General features: G+C 72.9%; 16 protein-coding genes and 3 tRNA genes. 13 read left to right on the forward strand and 6 right to left on the reverse strand.

Features of this window, described 5'->3' with window-relative positions; translation table 11 throughout:
- The 3 genes from ACFRCR_RS09250 to ACFRCR_RS09260 all read left to right on the forward strand — a co-directional run.
- Nucleotides 1-2173: Rne/Rng family ribonuclease (locus ACFRCR_RS09250; protein WP_377676969.1), on the forward strand; the 2173-nt coding region annotated here is incomplete at its 5' end.
- A gap of 38 nt (nucleotides 2174-2211) precedes the next feature.
- Nucleotides 2212-2775 carry a GNAT family N-acetyltransferase gene (locus tag ACFRCR_RS09255; protein WP_377676971.1) on the forward strand — a complete coding sequence of 188 codons (564 nt, stop codon included), beginning with the start codon at nucleotides 2212-2214 and terminating at the stop codon, nucleotides 2773-2775.
- A gap of 69 nt (nucleotides 2776-2844) precedes the next feature.
- Nucleotides 2845-3462, forward strand: a complete 618-nt coding sequence (locus ACFRCR_RS09260) for a thymidine kinase (RefSeq protein ID WP_377676973.1) — start codon at nucleotides 2845-2847, stop codon at nucleotides 3460-3462.
- Here ACFRCR_RS09260 and ACFRCR_RS09265 read toward each other — a convergent pair.
- A complete protein-coding gene (locus ACFRCR_RS09265) occupies nucleotides 3449-4045 on the reverse strand; it encodes a protein-L-isoaspartate O-methyltransferase (RefSeq protein WP_318244100.1) in 597 nt (198 codons plus the stop codon). The two genes, ACFRCR_RS09260 and ACFRCR_RS09265, sit on opposite strands and share 14 nt — an antisense overlap.
- Nucleotides 4046-4149: 104 nt before the next feature.
- On the opposite strand from ACFRCR_RS09265, the gene ACFRCR_RS09270 reads away from it, so the two are divergent.
- A complete protein-coding gene (locus ACFRCR_RS09270) occupies nucleotides 4150-4620 on the forward strand; it encodes a hypothetical protein (RefSeq protein WP_377676975.1) in 471 nt (156 codons plus the stop codon).
- 14 nt (nucleotides 4621-4634) lie between these two features.
- Here ACFRCR_RS09270 and ACFRCR_RS09275 read toward each other — a convergent pair.
- Both ACFRCR_RS09275 and bcp read right to left on the reverse strand, forming a co-directional pair.
- Nucleotides 4635-4716: transfer RNA gene (locus tag ACFRCR_RS09275), tRNA-Leu, on the reverse strand.
- A 61-nt stretch (nucleotides 4717-4777) separates the two neighbouring features.
- Nucleotides 4778-5257 carry a thioredoxin-dependent thiol peroxidase gene (gene bcp / locus ACFRCR_RS09280; RefSeq protein ID WP_336705971.1) on the reverse strand — a complete coding sequence of 160 codons (480 nt, stop codon included), beginning with the start codon at nucleotides 5255-5257 and terminating at the stop codon, nucleotides 4778-4780.
- Nucleotides 5258-5321: 64 nt separating this feature from the next.
- Between bcp and ACFRCR_RS09285 the strand changes: the two genes are divergently transcribed.
- The 7 genes from ACFRCR_RS09285 to ACFRCR_RS09315 all read left to right on the forward strand — a co-directional run bounded on the left by ACFRCR_RS09285 (nucleotide 5322) and on the right by ACFRCR_RS09315 (nucleotide 10894).
- A complete protein-coding gene (locus tag ACFRCR_RS09285; RefSeq protein WP_377676978.1) occupies nucleotides 5322-5774 on the forward strand; it encodes a GroES family chaperonin in 453 nt (150 codons plus the stop codon).
- A gap of 110 nt (nucleotides 5775-5884) precedes the next feature.
- Nucleotides 5885-5960: transfer RNA gene (locus tag ACFRCR_RS09290), tRNA-Lys, on the forward strand.
- A 78-nt stretch (nucleotides 5961-6038) separates the two neighbouring features.
- Nucleotides 6039-6114 (forward strand) — tRNA-Lys (locus ACFRCR_RS09295).
- A gap of 309 nt (nucleotides 6115-6423) precedes the next feature.
- Nucleotides 6424-7725 (forward strand): TrpB-like pyridoxal phosphate-dependent enzyme, encoded by a 1302-nt coding sequence (locus tag ACFRCR_RS09300; protein WP_377676991.1) that lies wholly within the window; start codon nucleotides 6424-6426, stop codon nucleotides 7723-7725.
- Between the two features lie 44 nt (nucleotides 7726-7769).
- A complete protein-coding gene (gene trmB, locus ACFRCR_RS09305) occupies nucleotides 7770-8507 on the forward strand; it encodes a tRNA (guanosine(46)-N7)-methyltransferase TrmB (protein WP_377676979.1) in 738 nt (245 codons plus the stop codon).
- A gap of 238 nt (nucleotides 8508-8745) precedes the next feature.
- Nucleotides 8746-9324: an AAA family ATPase gene (locus tag ACFRCR_RS09310; RefSeq protein WP_377676981.1), complete on the forward strand. Its 579-nt coding sequence runs from the start codon at nucleotides 8746-8748 to the stop codon at nucleotides 9322-9324.
- A 58-nt stretch (nucleotides 9325-9382) separates the two neighbouring features.
- Nucleotides 9383-10894 carry a dihydrolipoyl dehydrogenase family protein gene (locus ACFRCR_RS09315; protein WP_377676983.1) on the forward strand — a complete coding sequence of 504 codons (1512 nt, stop codon included), beginning with the start codon at nucleotides 9383-9385 and terminating at the stop codon, nucleotides 10892-10894.
- Between the two features lie 31 nt (nucleotides 10895-10925).
- Here ACFRCR_RS09315 and ACFRCR_RS09320 read toward each other — a convergent pair whose 3' ends face one another.
- The 3 genes from ACFRCR_RS09320 to ACFRCR_RS09330 all read right to left on the reverse strand — a co-directional run bounded on the left by ACFRCR_RS09320 (nucleotide 10926) and on the right by ACFRCR_RS09330 (nucleotide 13439).
- The gene (locus tag ACFRCR_RS09320; protein WP_377676985.1) at nucleotides 10926-11936 is read right to left on the reverse strand and encodes a glycine betaine ABC transporter substrate-binding protein; all 1011 of its coding nucleotides are present in this window, start codon (nucleotides 11934-11936) and stop codon (nucleotides 10926-10928) included.
- 85 nt (nucleotides 11937-12021) lie between these two features.
- Nucleotides 12022-12702, reverse strand: a complete 681-nt coding sequence (locus tag ACFRCR_RS09325; protein ID WP_377676986.1) for an ABC transporter permease — start codon at nucleotides 12700-12702, stop codon at nucleotides 12022-12024.
- Nucleotides 12699-13439: an ABC transporter permease gene (locus tag ACFRCR_RS09330; RefSeq protein WP_377676987.1), complete on the reverse strand. Its 741-nt coding sequence runs from the start codon at nucleotides 13437-13439 to the stop codon at nucleotides 12699-12701. The genes ACFRCR_RS09325 and ACFRCR_RS09330 overlap by 4 nt, the downstream gene beginning before the upstream one ends.
- 68 nt (nucleotides 13440-13507) lie before the next feature.
- Here ACFRCR_RS09330 and ACFRCR_RS09335 point away from each other — a divergent pair, with 68 nt between their 5' ends.
- On the forward strand, nucleotides 13508-14554 hold the full coding sequence (locus ACFRCR_RS09335; protein ID WP_377676989.1) for an ABC transporter ATP-binding protein: 1047 nt from the start codon (nucleotides 13508-13510) through the stop codon (nucleotides 14552-14554).
- A gap of 66 nt (nucleotides 14555-14620) precedes the next feature.
- Nucleotides 14621-15541, forward strand: a complete 921-nt coding sequence (locus tag ACFRCR_RS09340; RefSeq protein WP_377676990.1) for a RimK family alpha-L-glutamate ligase — start codon at nucleotides 14621-14623, stop codon at nucleotides 15539-15541.
- Nucleotides 15542-15562: the final 21 nt, after the last annotated feature.

Genomic DNA, 15562 nt, shown 5'->3' on the forward strand with positions numbered 1-15562 from the left:
CGAGTACGGCGAGGACGAGACGGACGACCGGACGGAGCAGCCCGCGGGCCCCGCCCCCGAGGGCGAGCCGGGCGCCGAGACCACCGAGGGCCAGCAGGACCAGCAGGACGACCACGTCGACGAGCACGACGGCGAGGAGGGCTCGGGATCGAGCCGTCGCCGTCGCCGCCGTCGCCGCGGCGGACGGGCCGATGGCAGCGAGAGCGCCGGCGTCCCCACCACCACGTCGTCCAGCCGCACCCGCACGCGCGAGCGCAGCGGCAGCACGTCCTCGGACGAGGTGACCGCGCTCAAGGGCTCGACGCGCCTCGAGGCCAAGCGTCAGCGCCGCCGGGAGGGCCGCGACGCGGGCCGCCGCCGCCAGATCATCACCGAGGCCGAGTTCCTCGCACGCCGCGAGTCGGTCGAGCGCTCCATGGTCGTGCGTGAGAAGAACGGCCGCACGCAGATCGCCGTGCTCGAGGACGGCGTGCTCGTCGAGCACTACGTCTCGCAGCAGTCGCAGGTCTCGATGGCCGGCAACGTCTACCTGGGCCGCGTCCAGAACGTCCTGCCGTCCATGGAGGCCGCGTTCATCGACGTCGGCAAGGGCCGCAACGCCGTCCTGTACGCCGGCGAGGTCAACTGGGACGCCGTGGGGCTCGACGGGCAGCCGCGCCGCATCGAGCAGGCGCTCAAGTCCGGCGACTCCGTGCTGGTCCAGGTCACCAAGGACCCGATCGGCCACAAGGGCGCTCGCCTCACGTCGCAGATCACGCTCGCGGGCCGCTACCTCGTGTTCGTCCCCGGCGGCGGCATGACCGGCATCTCGCGCAAGCTCCCGGACACCGAGCGTGCCCGCCTCAAGAAGATCCTGCGCGAGGTCGTCCCCGAGGGGTCGGGCGTGATCGTGCGCACGGCCGCCGAGGGCGCGAGCGAGGACGAGCTGCGCGCCGACGTCGAGCGCCTGCAGAGCCAGTGGGAGGCGATCGAGAAGAAGGCGAAGTCGGTCTCCGCCCCGGCGCTGCTCCAGGGCGAGCCGGACCTCGCGATCCGCGTCGTCCGCGACATCTTCAACGACGACTTCAGCTCGCTCGTCGTCTCGGGCGACAACGCCTGGAACGAGATCTCGAGCTACGTCGCCGAGCTCGCGCCCGACCTCAAGGAGCGCGTCTCGCGCTGGACGTCGGAGAAGGACGCCTTCTCGGCGCACCGCGTCGACGAGCAGCTCGCCAAGGGCATGGACCGCAAGGTCTGGCTGCCCTCGGGCGGTTCGCTCGTCATCGACCGCACCGAGGCCATGACGGTCGTCGACGTCAACACGGGCAAGTTCACCGGTTCCGGTGGGACGCTCGAGGAGACGGTGACGCGCAACAACCTCGAGGCCGCCGAGGAGATCGTCCGCCAGCTGCGCCTGCGCGACATCGGCGGCATCATCGTCATCGACTTCATCGACATGGTGCTCGAGTCCAACCGCGACCTGGTGCTGCGTCGCCTGGTCGAGTGCCTGGGCCGCGACCGCACCAAGCACCAGGTCGCCGAGGTCACCTCGCTCGGCCTGGTCCAGATGACCCGCAAGCGCGTGGGCCAGGGCCTGGTCGAGGCGTTCAGCGAGACGTGCGACCACTGCAACGGTCGTGGCTTCATCGTGCACACCGACCCGATCGAGAAGTCGGGCGGCTCGAACAACGGTGGCGGTCACCAGCACGCCCCGGCTCCTGCCGCCGTGCAGGAGGAGCCCGCCGAGTCGGAGAGCTCGCGCTCCCGGTCGCGCCGCAAGCGTGCGACCAAGGAGACGGCGCCCGCCGCGGCCCCCGCGGTCCCGGTGCTGCCCGAGGTCACGTCCGAGGCGCGCGAGGCCGTCAAGGCCACGCTCGCCACGATCGCGGCCGCGGCGGCCCACGCGCACGAGCACGACCACGAGCACGACGGCGTCGCGTCCGTCGAGGGGTCCGTCGTCGCCGAGGCGTCGGTCACCGAGGTCGAGACCGTCGTACCGGCCGAGGCCGAAGCGGTCGGGATCGAGACCGCGCTGACGGACGCCGAGTCCACGGAGGGTGCCCCGGAGGTCGCCGACGACCAGGAGTCGTTTCCGGTCGAGCAGGCCGCCGCTGACGAGACGGTTGCTGGGGAGGCTGCGTCGGCGGCCGACCTGACCGACGAGGGTGCCGCGCCGCAGGGGGACGTGGACTGACGCACGCCGAACCACCGATGACGGCGAGGGATCCGCAGGTGCCGGTCTACGGCGTCGGGCATGCTGCCCGGCTCCGGGGCTGGCGGCCCGCGGACCTCGCCGTCTTCCGTGAGTGGCTGCGTCCCCACCACGAGTGGCACGAGTGGGACGGGCCGTACTACCCCGTGCCCGACGACGCGCAGGCCGACGCGCGGGTCGCCGCGCTCGCGCAGGCGCCGCCCGGGGTGGTGGACGGCCTGCCGCCCCGCACGGCCGTGATCGCGGACGCCGACGACCACCTCGTCGGGACCGTCTCCTGGTACTGGGAGTCGCGCGAGACCGCGTGGGCGCGCATGGGCGTCGGCGTCTACGACCCGGCCGTGCGCGGGCGGGGGATCGGTCGCGAGGCGCTCGCGCTGTGGACCACGTACCTGTTCTCGGTGACCGACTGGGTGCGGCTGGACTTCGCGACGTGGTCCGGAAACGCCCCGATGCTGGGGGTGGGCCGACGTCTCGGGTTCGTCGAGGAGGGCCGCTTCCGCGACGCGCGGGTCGTGCGAGGGCAACGGTACGACGCGGTCGTCATGGGCGTGCTGCGCTCGGAGTGGGAGACGCGAGGCTGACCCCGAGGCGCTCCGGGTGGACCCGCCGCCGACCTCGTCGCGTGGTCTGCCACGTGGTCTACTGGCTGCGTGGACGACGTGCGGCGGGGACGGGTCGAGGTCATCAGCGGGCCCATGTTCGCGGGCAAGACCGAGGAGCTGCTGCGGCGCGTGCGCCGGGCGCAGATCGCGGGTCGCCGCGTCGAGGTCGTGCACCACGCGCTCGACGACCGACGAGGCGAGGGCATCGTCAGCTCGCACTCGGGCCTCGACATCCCCTCGCGCGCCGCGACGTCCGCCACGCAGATCCTCGACCTGGTCGACCCCGCCGTCGAGCTCGTCGCGGTCGACGAGGCGCAGTTCTTCGGGCCCGACCTCCTCGACGTCGTGCAGCACGCGGCCGACGCGGGCCTCGTGATGATCGTCGCGGGGCTCGACGTGACGTTCGACGGACGCCCCTTCGACCCGATCCCGGCGCTCGGAGCGCTGGCAGAGCGGGCCGACCGCCTCACGGCCGTCTGCACGGTCTGCGGCGAGGACGCCCCCTTCCACGAGCGCGTCGTCGTCGGCCGTGGCGACGACGGACGTGGTGACGCCCTCACCGCGGGGGCCGAGCACGTCGGTGGCGTCGAGTCCTACCAGGCACGGTGCCGGGTCCACTTCTCGGCGGCGCGCTGGCGCGCGGGAGCCGGTGCTACGACCCGATGAGCGGCACGAAGCTGTAGCTCCCGTGCCGGCTCGTGACGGTGCCCGTCAGGTGCTGCTCCACGAGGACCAGGACGTGCTGCACCGGGATCACGAGGCGCCCACCGATCGAGAGCTGGTCGACGAGCTCCTGCGGCAGGACCTGGGCCGCCGCCGAGACGAGGATGCGGTCGTAGCCGCCCATGGTCGGGCGTCCGAGCACGCCCGGCTCGGCGACCTCGATCCGCGCCCACGACATGGGGTAGGTCGCGAGGTTCGCCGCCCCCCACTCCGCGAGGTCCGGGTCGATCTCGACGCCCACGACGCTCCCGCTCGACCCGACCAGGTGGGCGAGCAGCGCCGTCGTCCAGCCCGAGCCCGATCCCACGTCCAGGACGCGCGCGCCGCGCGGCACCTGGAGCAGGCGCAGCGTGTCGGCGACCGTCCGGGGCTGGGAGTTCGTCTGGCCGTGACCGATCGGCAGCGGCCGGTCGTCGCGTGCGTACGGGCGCTGGTTGCGCGGCAGGAAGCGTCGCCGGTCGATCGCCGACATCGCCGCCGAGACCTCGTGCGCGTAGATGGCCTGGGTTCTCCGACCGTTCGGCACTGGGGATCGCCTCCTCGGGACCTCCTCCCAGAGTAGGACGGGCGCGTGCGCGCCGCGTGATCGAGGACCTGCGCGGGGGCGGGGGCGACGGTAGGGTCCGGCGCATGACGAGAGCGACGTGGTGGTCCTCGGCGACGCGCGGCGGTGCGCGCACGCTCCCGCGTGCGGTCGCGGTGTGTGCGCTGGGCGCGGCCGTCCTCGCGGGCTGCGAGACGGGGGAGCCGCAGCGTCTGCGGGTCGAGTGGGTGCTCCTCGCGCAGGACGGCACCGACCTGGAGGTCGCCGTCTTCGCCGGGGGCAGCACGTGCATCGACGTCGACGAGGTCGAGGTGGACGAGAGCACGGACACCGTCGAGGTGCGGGCCTTCGTCCAGCGGACCAGGGGAGCGTGCAGCGAGGACTTCGGGGTCCGGCCCACGACGGTCGAGCTCGAGGAGCCGCTCGGGGACCGGGAGCTCGTCGGGTGCGCCGGGGACGCGGTCCAGGTCAAGGGGTGGGGGCTGGCCGCCGACACCGACTGCACCGAGAAGATGCCCGGACTGGTGCCCGGGACGACCGAGGTACCGGTCGGCTGACCGGGGCGAGAAGGTGCGCGAGGCGGGACTCGAACCCGCACGTCCGAAGACACCAGGACCTAAACCTGGCGCGGCTGCCAATTACGCCACTCGCGCGCCCGCACAGTCTACGGGCGCGCGAGGGGTGCACCGGTCGGCGGCTCGCAGGCCGGTCGACCTACTTCTTGGGGTCGATCCCCAGGTCACGGCGCAGCTTGGCCACGTGGCCCGTGGCCTTGACGTTGTACTGCGCGAGCGCGACCTTGCCGTCGGGGTCGACGACGACGGTCGAGCGGATCACGCCCGTCACGGTCTTGCCGTAGAGCTTCTTCTCGCCCCACGCCCCGTACGCCTCGAGCGTCTCCTTGGACTCGTCGGACGCGAGCGGGAACGTCAGCGACTCCTCCTCGGCGAACTTCACGAGCTTGGGGAGCGCGTCGGGCGAGATGCCGACGACCTTGTAGCCCGCGCCCTGGAGCGAGGCGAGCGAGTCGCGGAAGTCGCACGCCTCCTTGGTGCAGCCGGGCGTCGAGGCCGCGGGGTAGAAGTAGACGATGACCGAGCTGCCGCGCAGGTCGGACAGCGTCACGGAACCGCCGTCGGCGGTCGGGAGGGTGAAGTCGGGGGCGTCGTCCCCGACGGCAAGGCGCGTGCTCATGGAACTCCTCGTGGTGCGTTCGCGGTTCACACCGAGCCTAGAGGACACCGGTAGCGTGGGGACCGTGAGCACGACGACCCCCACCCCGCACGACGCCCCCGCGCCCGAGCCGGGCGCCCGCCCCGAGCCAGCCGCCGCCCCGGCCGGCACCTCCCGGAAGAAGTCCTCCGTGACGCGCGCGACGCCGTCGGGCAGCGAGCCCGAGCGCCTGCCGCTGCGCATGCTGCACGACCGCCTCCTGGTCCTGCCCGAGGTCGACTCGTCCGAGCGGCAGTCGTCGGCGGGGCTCGTGATCCCCGCGACGGCCGTCGGGCCCAAGCGCCTCGCGTGGGCCCAGGTCGTCGCGACGGGCGAGAACGTGCGGCACGTGAGCCGGGGCGACCGCGTGCTGTTCGACCCCGAGGAGCGCGCAGAGGTCGAGCTGAACGGCAAGAGCTTCGTGCTGCTGCGCGAGAAGGACGTCAGCGCGGTCTCGCAGCCCGAGGAGACGAGCGGCAAGACCGGGCTGTACCTGTAGCACGCGCGGTGCCGACGGCCGCCCGCGCAACGGGTTGTCGCGCAGGTCACAGCCCTGCCCGGCCCCCTGATTTGTCTCCGGGGGGCCGGTTCAGTAGTGTTTCTTCTCGCGCGCCATTAGCTCAATTGGCAGAGCAGCTGACTCTTAATCAGCGGGTTCATGGTTCGAGTCCATGATGGCGCACCACGATCACGGCCCCGGAGACGGGGCCGTCGTGACGTCCGCAGCGGCGGGCACGCAGCACCGTACGACCAGCACCACCAGGCGCCATTAGCTCAATTGGCAGAGCAGCTGACTCTTAATCAGCGGGTTCATGGTTCGAGTCCATGATGGCGCACCACCACGAAGGCCCCTCACCTGCCTAGACGCGGGGAGGGGCCTTCGTCGTCCCCGGCGCACGGCCGTCCGTGAGACGCGCTTCACAGTTCGCCGCACCGCGGGCTATGGTCTGCCCGTGAACCTGCTCACCGCACACACCTGGTGGCCCGACCGCTGACGGTCGGACGCTGTGGCGTGCTGACCGAGCCCGACGAAGGGCGGTCCAGCAGGTCTCCCGGAGTGGATCGCCCGGAACGTGCCCCCGCACGTGCCCATCCACGAAGGAGAGAGTTCCTTGACGACGTCCCCCCTCCCCACCTCGGCACCCTCGGTGCCCGCCGCCCCGACCGCTCGCTCGCTCGAGCCGCTCGGCGTCGAGATCCCCTCCACCGTCCCGACGCACTGGTACAACCTGAACGCGGACCTGCCCGAGCCGGTCCCGCCGCACCTTCACCCGGGCACGCTCGAGCCGCTCGTGCCCGCGGACCTGGCCCCGCTGTTCCCCCTGGCGCTGATCGAGCAGGAGGTCAGCACCGAGCGCTACATCGAGATCCCGCAGACGATCCGCGAGATCTACGCGATGTGGAGGCCGGCGCCGCTCATCCGTGCGCACCGCCTGGAGCGCGCGCTCGGCACGCCCGCCCGGATCTACTACAAGTACGAGGGCGTGAGCCCGGTCGGGTCGCACAAGCCGAACACGGCGGTCGCGCAGGCCTACTACAACGCGATGGAGGGCACGACGCGGCTCACGACCGAGACGGGCGCGGGTCAGTGGGGGGCCTCGCTCTCGATGGCCGCGGCGCTCCTGGGGCTCACGTGCGAGGTGTGGCAGGTGCGGGCGTCGTACGACTCGAAGCCGTACCGCCGCTTCCAGATGGAGGCGTACGGGGGCGTGTGCCACTCGTCGCCGTCGGAGCTGACGGCGTCGGGCCGTGCGATCCTCGCGAGCGACCCGGACACGACGGGCTCGCTCGGCATGGCGATCAGCGAGGCCGTCGAGGTCGCGGCGCAGGACCCGCAGGCGCACTACTCGCTGGGCAGCGTGCTCAACCACGTGATGCTGCACCAGACGGTCATCGGTCAGGAGGCCCTGGTCCAGCTCGAGGAGGCGGGGGAGCCCGTCGCCGACGTCGTGTTCGGGTGCGCGGGCGGAGGGTCCAACCTCGCAGGGCTCACGTTCCCGTTCCTGGGCCGCAACCTGCGCGAGGGCACGACGACGCGACTCGTCGCGTGCGAGCCCTCGGCGTGCCCGTCGCTCACGCGGGGCGAGTACCGCTACGACCACGGTGACGTGGCGGGGCTCACGCCGCTGCTCAAGATGCACACGCTGGGCAAGGACTTCGTGCCGCCGGCCATCCACGCGGGCGGCCTGCGCTACCACGGCATGTCACCCATGGTGTCGCACGCCGTGAACCTGGGGCTCATGGACGCGATCGCGATCGACCAGGACGAGGCGTTCCGGGCGGGGCTGGAGTTCGCCCGCTCCGAGGGCATCATCCCGGCGCCCGAGTCGACGCACGCGGTCGCGGCGGCGATCGCGTACGCGCGCACGCTCACCGAGCCCGAGGTCGTCGTCATCGGCCTGTCGGGCAACGGTCAGCTCGACCTGCCGGCGTACGCGCAGTACGTCTGACGCTCCGCGGGAGGAGGTGTCGGGCGCCCGCCTACACTGGGCGGGTGCCCGAGACCCTCTCCGAGGCCCGCGAGCAGGGCTTCCGTACCGACATCGTGTCCTTCGTCCGCCGCAGCGGCCGCCTCAATGCCCGCCAGCAGCGCGCGTGGGACGACCACGCCGACCAGTTCGTCCTGGACGTCCCTCGGTCGATCGCGCGCACGTCCGTCGACCCGGCCCACGTGCTGGACGTCGCCGCGACCTTCGGGCGGACGGCTCCTCTCGTGGTGGAGGTCGGTTCGGGCCTGGGGGAGGCCGTGGTCAACGCGGCCGAGGCCACCCCGGAACGTGACTTCCTGGCCGTCGAGGTCTACACGCCGGGACTCGCGCAGACCGTGCTGCGGGCGACGCAGCGGGGTCTGACGAACCTGCGCCTGGTGCAGGCGAACGCGGCCGAGGTCCTGACCACGACGCTGCCGGAGGGTTCGGTCGACGAGCTCTGGATCTTCTTCCCCGACCCCTGGCACAAGGCGCGTCACCACAAGCGCCGGCTCGTGACGCCCGAGCTCGCGGAGCTCGCCGCCCGGGTCGTCCGCCCGGGCGGGACGTGGCGGCTCGCGACCGACTGGGCCGAGTACGCGGACCAGATGCTGGAGGTCGTCGGCGCGAACGCGTCGTTCGAGAACGTCCACGGGGTCGGTGCGGTCGCGCCGCGCTTCGAGGGGCGCGTGCTCACGAGCTTCGAGAACAAGGGCCACGCGGCAGGCCGGGGCATCACCGACCTGGAGTTCCGCCGGGTCTGAGCGCGCCGCGGTGTGCGGCCGTCGGCTCGCCCGGGCATGTCGTCGAGTGTGCAGTTCGGGTCGTCGCAGGCGCACGTGGGCAGCCCGAACTGCACACTCGGCGCCCCGGCGCCCTGCCCGGTGGCCTGCCCGGCGCCCTGCCCGGTGGGCCCCGGCGCCGGCCGCACCGGCCGCACGGTCGGCGAGCACCCCGCAATCCGCTCGCGTCCGGCCCACCGCACGTCCTAGGGTCCGGGGCATGCCCGCTGAGACCTCCCTGCCCGACGCCGCCGCTCACGTCGGCACGCCCGCTCCCGTCCTCGTCGTCACCGGCGCCATGGCCTCCGGGAAGTCGACGGTCGCGCAGGCACTGGCCCGGTCCTTCCCCCTCGCGGCCCACGTGCGCGGCGACATGTTCCGTCGCTTCGTCGTGAGCGGGCAGGCATCGATGGACCCTCCGCTCTCGGCGCAGGCGCGTGCCCAGCTCGACCTGCGGCATGTTCTCGCGGCCCGCGCCGCCGACACGTATGCGGCGGCGGGGATCACGGCCGTCGTCCAGGACATCCTGCTGGGGCCCGACCTGGCCCGCTTCACGGCGAGCCTACGCACCCGGCCGCGCTACGCCGTCGTGCTGGTGCCCGACGCGGCCGCCCTCGCGGCGCGGGACGCCGCCCGGCACAAGCAGGCCTACGGCGCCTGGACGCCCGACGAGTTCGCCGCGGCCGCGCGCGAGACCCCGGGCGGGCTGCACCTCGACACGACCGGGTGGACCGTCGCGGAGACGGTCGCGCAGATCCTCGACCGCCTCGACGAGGCCCGCGTCGACGACGCGACCTGAGGCGGGCGTCACCCCGCCCGGCGGGCAACCGCGCGAGGTCCGGGTCACGATGGGAGGCATGAGCACCGACCCGCGCACCCAGGCCACCCCGGACGAGACCTACGACGTGATCGTGATCGGTGGTGGGCCCGTCGGCGAGAACGCCGCCGACCGCGCGAGCCGCACCGGGCTGAGCGTCGCCGTGGTCGAGGCCGAGCTCGTCGGCGGGGAGTGCTCCTACTGGGCGTGCATGCCGTCCAAGGCGCTGCTGCGCCCGGGCGCGGCGCTGGCGGCCGCGCGCGCGGTTCCCGGCGTCCAGGCCGACCCGGTGCTCGACCCGGCGCCGATCCTCGCACGCCGCGACGAGATGGTCTCGCACTGGGACGACTCGGGACAGGTCCAGTGGCTCGACGGCGCCGGGATCTCGCTCGTGCGCGGGCTCGGCCGGCTCGTCGGGGAAAAGCTCGTCGAGGTCAGCCCCGAGGACCCCGACGCCGACGTCGACGACCTCCCCGAGACGCGGCTGCTCGCCGCCCGGCACGCCGTGATCGTCGCGACGGGCAGCGTGCCCGTCCTGCCCGACACCCCGGGCCTGGCCGAGACCGACCCGTGGAGCAGCCGCGAAGCCACGAGCGTCCAGGACGTCCCGACCTCGATCGTGATCCTGGGTGGGGGAGTCGTCGGCGTCGAGATGGCGACGGCGTTCCGCGACCTGGGGTCGCACGTCACGCTGCTCTCGCGCGGACGCCTGCTCGGACGCTCGGAGCCCTTCGCGAGCGAGGCCGTCGCGGCCGGCCTGAAGACGATCGGCGTGGACGTGCGCCTGGGTGTGAGCATCACGGGAGCGTCGTCCCTGCCCGACGGCGGAGCGCGCCTCGCGTACGACGGCCCCCAGGGCAAGGGGTCGGTCGCGGCGGCGCAGGTGCTCGTCGCGACGGGCCGCGTGCCGCGCACCGCGGACCTGGGGGTCGACGTCGTCGGCCTCGAGCCCGGGAAGGCGCTCGCGGTCGACGACCAGCTCGAGGTCCAGGGCGTCGACGGCGGCTGGCTGTTCGCGTGCGGGGACGTGACCGGACGCGTGGCGACCACGCACCAGGGCAAGTACCAGGGGCGCGTCGTGGGCGACGTGGTCGCGGCGAGGTTCGGGAGGGCGAAGCCGGCGGAGGCCGCGGCGGCCGGGGCGGACGGCGGGACCCCCGAGCCGTGGAGCCGCTACGCCGCGACCGCCGACCACGGTGCGAAGACCCAGGTCGTGTTCTCCCGCCCCGAGGTCGCGTCGGTGGGGCTGACCGAGGCCGAGGCCAGGAAGGCGGGGCTCACGGTCAAGGCGGTGTCGTACAAGCTCGGCTCGGTGTCCGGGGCGGTGCTCGTGGCCGAGGGCTACGAGGGGACCGCGCAGATCGTGGTCGACACCGACCGGCAGGTCATCGTGGGCGCGACGTTCGTCGGCCCGGACGCGGCGGAGATGCTGCACGCCGCGACCATCGCGATCGTCGGGCAGGTGCCGCTTGCACGCTTGTGGCACGCTGTGCCCGCCTACCCGACGATCAGCGAGGTCTGGCTACGGCTGCTCGAGACCTACGGACTGTAGCCGCGAAGGCCCCGAGCAGCCGCCTGCTCGGTCAGCCGAGCTGGCCGTCCGAGGAGAACACGAGGCCGAGCACGATCTCGCCCTGGAGGAGCGCCGACTTCGTCAGCGGCCCACCCACGTCGAGGTTCACGAAGTCGGTCACGTTGAGGCCGTAGGTCTCCTCGAGTCCCGGCTGGCAGAACGCGCGCTCGGGGCACTCCGGACCGGCGCCGAGCGTGACGCCGCCGGGGCAGGCCTCGGCGAGCTCGCTGAGCGTCGACACGTCGTACTTCTCGGCGAAGGCCGTCGTGACGGCGAACGCGTTCTGGTCCTGGGCCGCCGACGGCTCGCCGAACGTCAGGCCCTTCTGGGTCCCCAGGTCGCGCAGCGCAGTCACGGTGGAGTCGAGGTCCCCGCTCGCGAGGGGCTCGGCGTCTGCGCCGTTGATCTCCTTGTTGAGGAACTCGGTGAGCGTCCCCACGTACTCGGGGAACACGCTGAGCTGGCCTGACTCGAGCGCGGGCAGGTACGTCTCGCGCGCGTCGACGGTCTGGACCGTGACGTCGTAGCCGCCCGAGCGCAGGACCGCGGCGTAGATCTCGGCGAGCGTCGTGCTCTCGGAGAAGTTGGCCGCGCCCACGACGAGCGACGTGCCGGTTCCCGGGGTCGACGTCGCCGCGAGACCTTCGTCCTCGACGAACTTCTGCGCGGCCTGCGAGGACGTCTGCCGGTCCACGTCGACGGCCTTGTTGAGCGCGATGAGCTTGTCGGTGTCGAGCGCCGCGGACACGGTGTCGAGCAGCTCCAGCACGGCCGGCTGGTTCGCGACGGCGGCCGCGTTGGCCGCCGGGATGATGTTGTCGACGGTCTGCAGGTTCTTGTCGTCCTCGAGGACGACGAGCGCGTCGCCCGCGACGGGCTCGCACACGGTGCCGCTCGCGGTCGACGTGGAACCCCCGGACGCCTCGGTGCCGGAGGAGCCGGCCTCGCCGCACGCCGCGAGAGCGACGACGAGGAGGGCGGAAGCGGTCAGGGTGCGGAAGGTGGTGGATCGCCGTGACATGGGTGTCAGGTGCCTCTCGGGTCGTCGGCTCGCACGGACAACCCATTCCACCCCCCGGGGAGGGCCCCGGCAACCCGAGGGCGCCTCAGCGCACGGTGCCGGCCTTCACCCGCAGCGGCGCGGGGGTCACGGCCCGCTGGACGAGCGCGAGGACCGCGTCGACGACGAGGCACAGCACCGCGATCACGACGCCCACCGCCAGGACCTGCCCGTAGCGCTGGTTGGAGAAGCCGACCCGCAGAGGCACGCCGAGCCCCCCGCCCCCGACGAACGCCGCGAGCGTCAGCACCGCGATGACCTGCACGATCGCGGTCCGCAGCCCCGCCGCGACCAACGGCACCGCGAGCGGCACCTCGACGAGCCACAGCGAGCGCTGCGAGCTCATGCCCATGCCGCGCGCCGCGTCCTTGACGTCGGGGTCGACCTCGGCGACGCCCGTGTAGGCGTTCGCGAGGATGAGCGGGATCGCGAAGATCACGGCCGAGATGACCGCGGCCCGGTCGCCGAACAGCCCGCCCGCCGCGAGGATCAGCAGAATTCCGAACGTCGGCAGCGCGCGCGAGGTGTTGACGATCACGATCGTCGGCCCTGCACCCCTGCCCGAGTGGCCGAGCCAGATGCCCGCGGGCAGCGCGATCAGTGCGGCCAGGAGGACCGCCACCGCGGTCATCTCCAGGTGCTCGCCCGTGCGGACCAGCAGCCCGCCGGGGCCGGTCCAGTTGAGCGGGTCGTTGAGCCACGTCAGGGCTTCCTGGACGACGTTCATGCGGTCCGCTCGCTCGCCGCTTCGGCCGCCTGCGCGACCGCCACCTCGGTCGTGCCTCGTCCTGTCGAGCGGTCGCCCGAGCCCGGCGCACGGGTGCGCGACCACGGGGTCAGGGCCCGGCCCAGCAACAGGAGCAGCAGGTCGAGCACGACCGCCAGCAGCAGGCACAGCAGGGTCGCGGTCATGATCTGGGCGTTGTAGCTCGACCGGAAGCCGCGGAACATCAGGGTGCCCAGCCCGCCGTAGCCCGCCACGAACCCGACCGTGACGAGCGCCACGGTCGAGACCGTCGCGAGCCGCACGCCGGTCATGATGCTCGGCAGCGCGTTCGGGATCTCGACCGAGGTCAGCAGCCGCGTGGGCCCGTAGCCCAGGCCCTTGGCCGCGTCGCGCACGTCCGGGTCGACGCCCTGCAGGCCCACCAGGACGTTGCGCACCAGGATGAGCAGGGCGTACATCACGAGACCGATGAGCACGGGGGTCCGACCGATCCCCGTGAACGGGACGAGGATCGAGAACAGCGCGAGCGAAGGGATCGTGTACATGACGCCCGTCGTGCCGAGCACGGGGACGGCGAGCCAGCGCACACGGTGCGCGAGCGCCGCGAGCGGCAGGGCGATGACCAGGGCGATGAGCACGGCCTGGACGGTGATCGTCGTGTGCTCGACGAGCGCCTGGGAGATCTCTCCCCAGTTGTTCTGGACGTAGCTCCACGAGAACCACGGGTTGGGCGGCATGCCGTCGAACCTATCCCGAGCCGCCCACCGCTCGCGCGACGGGGTGGCGCGCCGGGTAGCGTCGTGGCATGGCGAGCACCCCGACCGGCACGACCGAGGCCACCCCAGCGTTCCCGACGATCACCGACGAGGCGGCGATCGTGTTCGACGGCGTCCGCAAGGAGTACCCGAACGGGACGGTCGCTGTGGGCGACCTGTCCCTGAGCGTGCGCGAGCACGAGATGCTCGCGCTCGTCGGGCCGTCGGGCTGCGGGAAGTCCACGACGCTGCGCATGACCAACCGCCTCGTCGAGCCGTCGGCCGGGCGCATCCTGCTGGGCGGCGAGGACATCACGCAGGGGGACCCGGTGGCTCTGCGGCGGCGGATCGGGTACGTGATCCAGAACGTCGGCCTGTTCCCGCACCGCACCGTCGCCCAGAACGTCGCGACCGTCCCGGGGCTGCTCGGCTGGGACAAGGCACGGACCCGCTCACGGGTCGGCGAGCTGCTCGAGCTCGTCGGTCTGGCCCCCGACACCTACTCCAGGCGCTACCCGCACGAGCTCTCGGGCGGCGAGCGCCAGCGCGTCGGCGTGGCACGGGCTCTCGCGACCGATCCGCCGGTCCTGCTCATGGACGAGCCCTTCGGTGCCGTCGACCCTGCCGGGCGCCGACGGCTCCAGACCGAGTTCCGGCGCATCCAGCGCGAGCTCGGGACCACGGTCCTGTTCGTGACGCACGACATCGACGAGGCCGTCCACCTCGCCGACCGCATCGCGGTCTTCAGCTTCGGCGGACACCTCGAACAGCTCGCCGAGCCGCTGACCGTCCTGGCCCACCCCGCGAGCGACGCCGTGCGGGAGTTCATCGGAGAGGGCGCGCCCGTGCGCATGCTCGGGCTCGCCATGGTGCAGCGCTCGGACCTCGAGAGCGTGGACCTCATCTCGGCGCCCGCCCCCGACCCGATCCGCCTGGGCGCGCCGCTGTCCGTGGCCTTCGAGGCGATCGCGGCGCTGCCCGGGTCCGCGATGGGCCGGGTGCCTGTCGCGGACGAGGCGGGCGACGTCGTCGGGTCCCTCACCGCGGACGGGATCCTCGCCGCCCTCCGGCGCACCGCGGACGCCGCTGCGGCCTAGCGGGCGCGACGGAGATCTCACCGTCCGCGCGTGTACGGTGCGCGCGGGGCGTCTAGGCTCGTACGCGTGACCACCACCGCGCGCATCGCCATCGCCACCTGCTCCGTCCTGCCCCACCTCGACCCGGACGACGCCCCGCTCGTGGGCGCGCTCGCCGCCCGGGGAATCGAGGCCGTGCCGTCGGTGTGGGACGACGAGTCGGTCGACTGGTCGTCGTTCGACGTGGTCGTCGTGCGCTCGGCCTGGGACTACGCGCCCCGTCGCGACGAGTTCGTCGAGTGGGCCGAGCGTGCCGGTCGTGTGCTCAACCCCGCCGCCGTCATCAGCTGGAACACCGACAAGCGCTACCTCAAGGAGCTCGAGGAGCAGGGCGTCCCGGTCATCCCGACGCTCTGGCTCGACCCGAGCCAGAACCTGTCCTCGCGCGCCATCCACACGCGCCTGCCCGCGCAGGGCGACTTCGTCATCAAGCCCGTCGTGAGCGCCGGGGCCAAGGACACGGGGCGCTACCAGTCCGGCGAGGCGCACTCGCGCGGGCTCGCGATCCAGCACGCCAAGAACCTCCTGGCCTCCGGCCGGCAGGTCATGGTCCAGCCGTACGTCCGCAGCGTCGACACCGCGGGGGAGACCGGCCTGATCTTCATCGACGGCGAGTTCTCGCACGCCGTGCGCAAGAACGCCCTGCTCACCGGCCCGCACCGTCCCACCCAGGGCCTGTACAAGCAGGAGGAGATGAGCCGCTTCGAGGCGAGCCCCGAGCAGCTCGCGGTCGCCGAGCAGGCGCTCGCGGTCGCGGCGAAGGCCGTCCCGGGGCAGGAGCCCAACCTCTATGCGCGCGTCGACCTGGTGAACGGGGACGACGGCGCCCCCATGGTCATCGAGGCCGAGCTCACCGAGCCCTCGCTCTTCTTCTCGCTCGGCAAGGGCTCGCTCGACCGCTTCGCGGACGCGGTGGCGCGGCGGCTCGTGGCGAGCCCCGAGGCCTGACCGCCGGGGACGGCCCCCGAT

Source organism: Oerskovia sp. NPDC056781 (genome assembly GCF_042789955.1).
Taxonomy (GTDB): Bacteria; Actinomycetota; Actinomycetes; order Actinomycetales; family Cellulomonadaceae; genus Oerskovia; species Oerskovia rustica.

What these genes read in the sequence shown, in the direction of transcription:
- ACFRCR_RS09270 (WP_377676975.1), top strand. Translation starts at nt 4,150, where the DNA reads ATGACGAGAGCGACGTGGTGGTCCTCGGCGACGCGCGGCGGTGCGCGC.
- bcp (WP_336705971.1), bottom strand. Translation starts at nt 5,257, where the DNA reads ATGAGCACGCGCCTTGCCGTCGGGGACGACGCCCCCGACTTCACCCTC.
- ACFRCR_RS09310 (WP_377676981.1), top strand. Translation starts at nt 8,746, where the DNA reads ATGCCCGCTGAGACCTCCCTGCCCGACGCCGCCGCTCACGTCGGCACG.
- ACFRCR_RS09315 (WP_377676983.1), top strand. Translation starts at nt 9,383, where the DNA reads ATGAGCACCGACCCGCGCACCCAGGCCACCCCGGACGAGACCTACGAC.
- ACFRCR_RS09320 (WP_377676985.1), bottom strand. Translation starts at nt 11,936, where the DNA reads ATGTCACGGCGATCCACCACCTTCCGCACCCTGACCGCTTCCGCCCTC.
- ACFRCR_RS09325 (WP_377676986.1), bottom strand. Translation starts at nt 12,702, where the DNA reads ATGAACGTCGTCCAGGAAGCCCTGACGTGGCTCAACGACCCGCTCAAC.
- ACFRCR_RS09330 (WP_377676987.1), bottom strand. Translation starts at nt 13,439, where the DNA reads ATGCCGCCCAACCCGTGGTTCTCGTGGAGCTACGTCCAGAACAACTGG.
- ACFRCR_RS09335 (WP_377676989.1), top strand. Translation starts at nt 13,508, where the DNA reads ATGGCGAGCACCCCGACCGGCACGACCGAGGCCACCCCAGCGTTCCCG.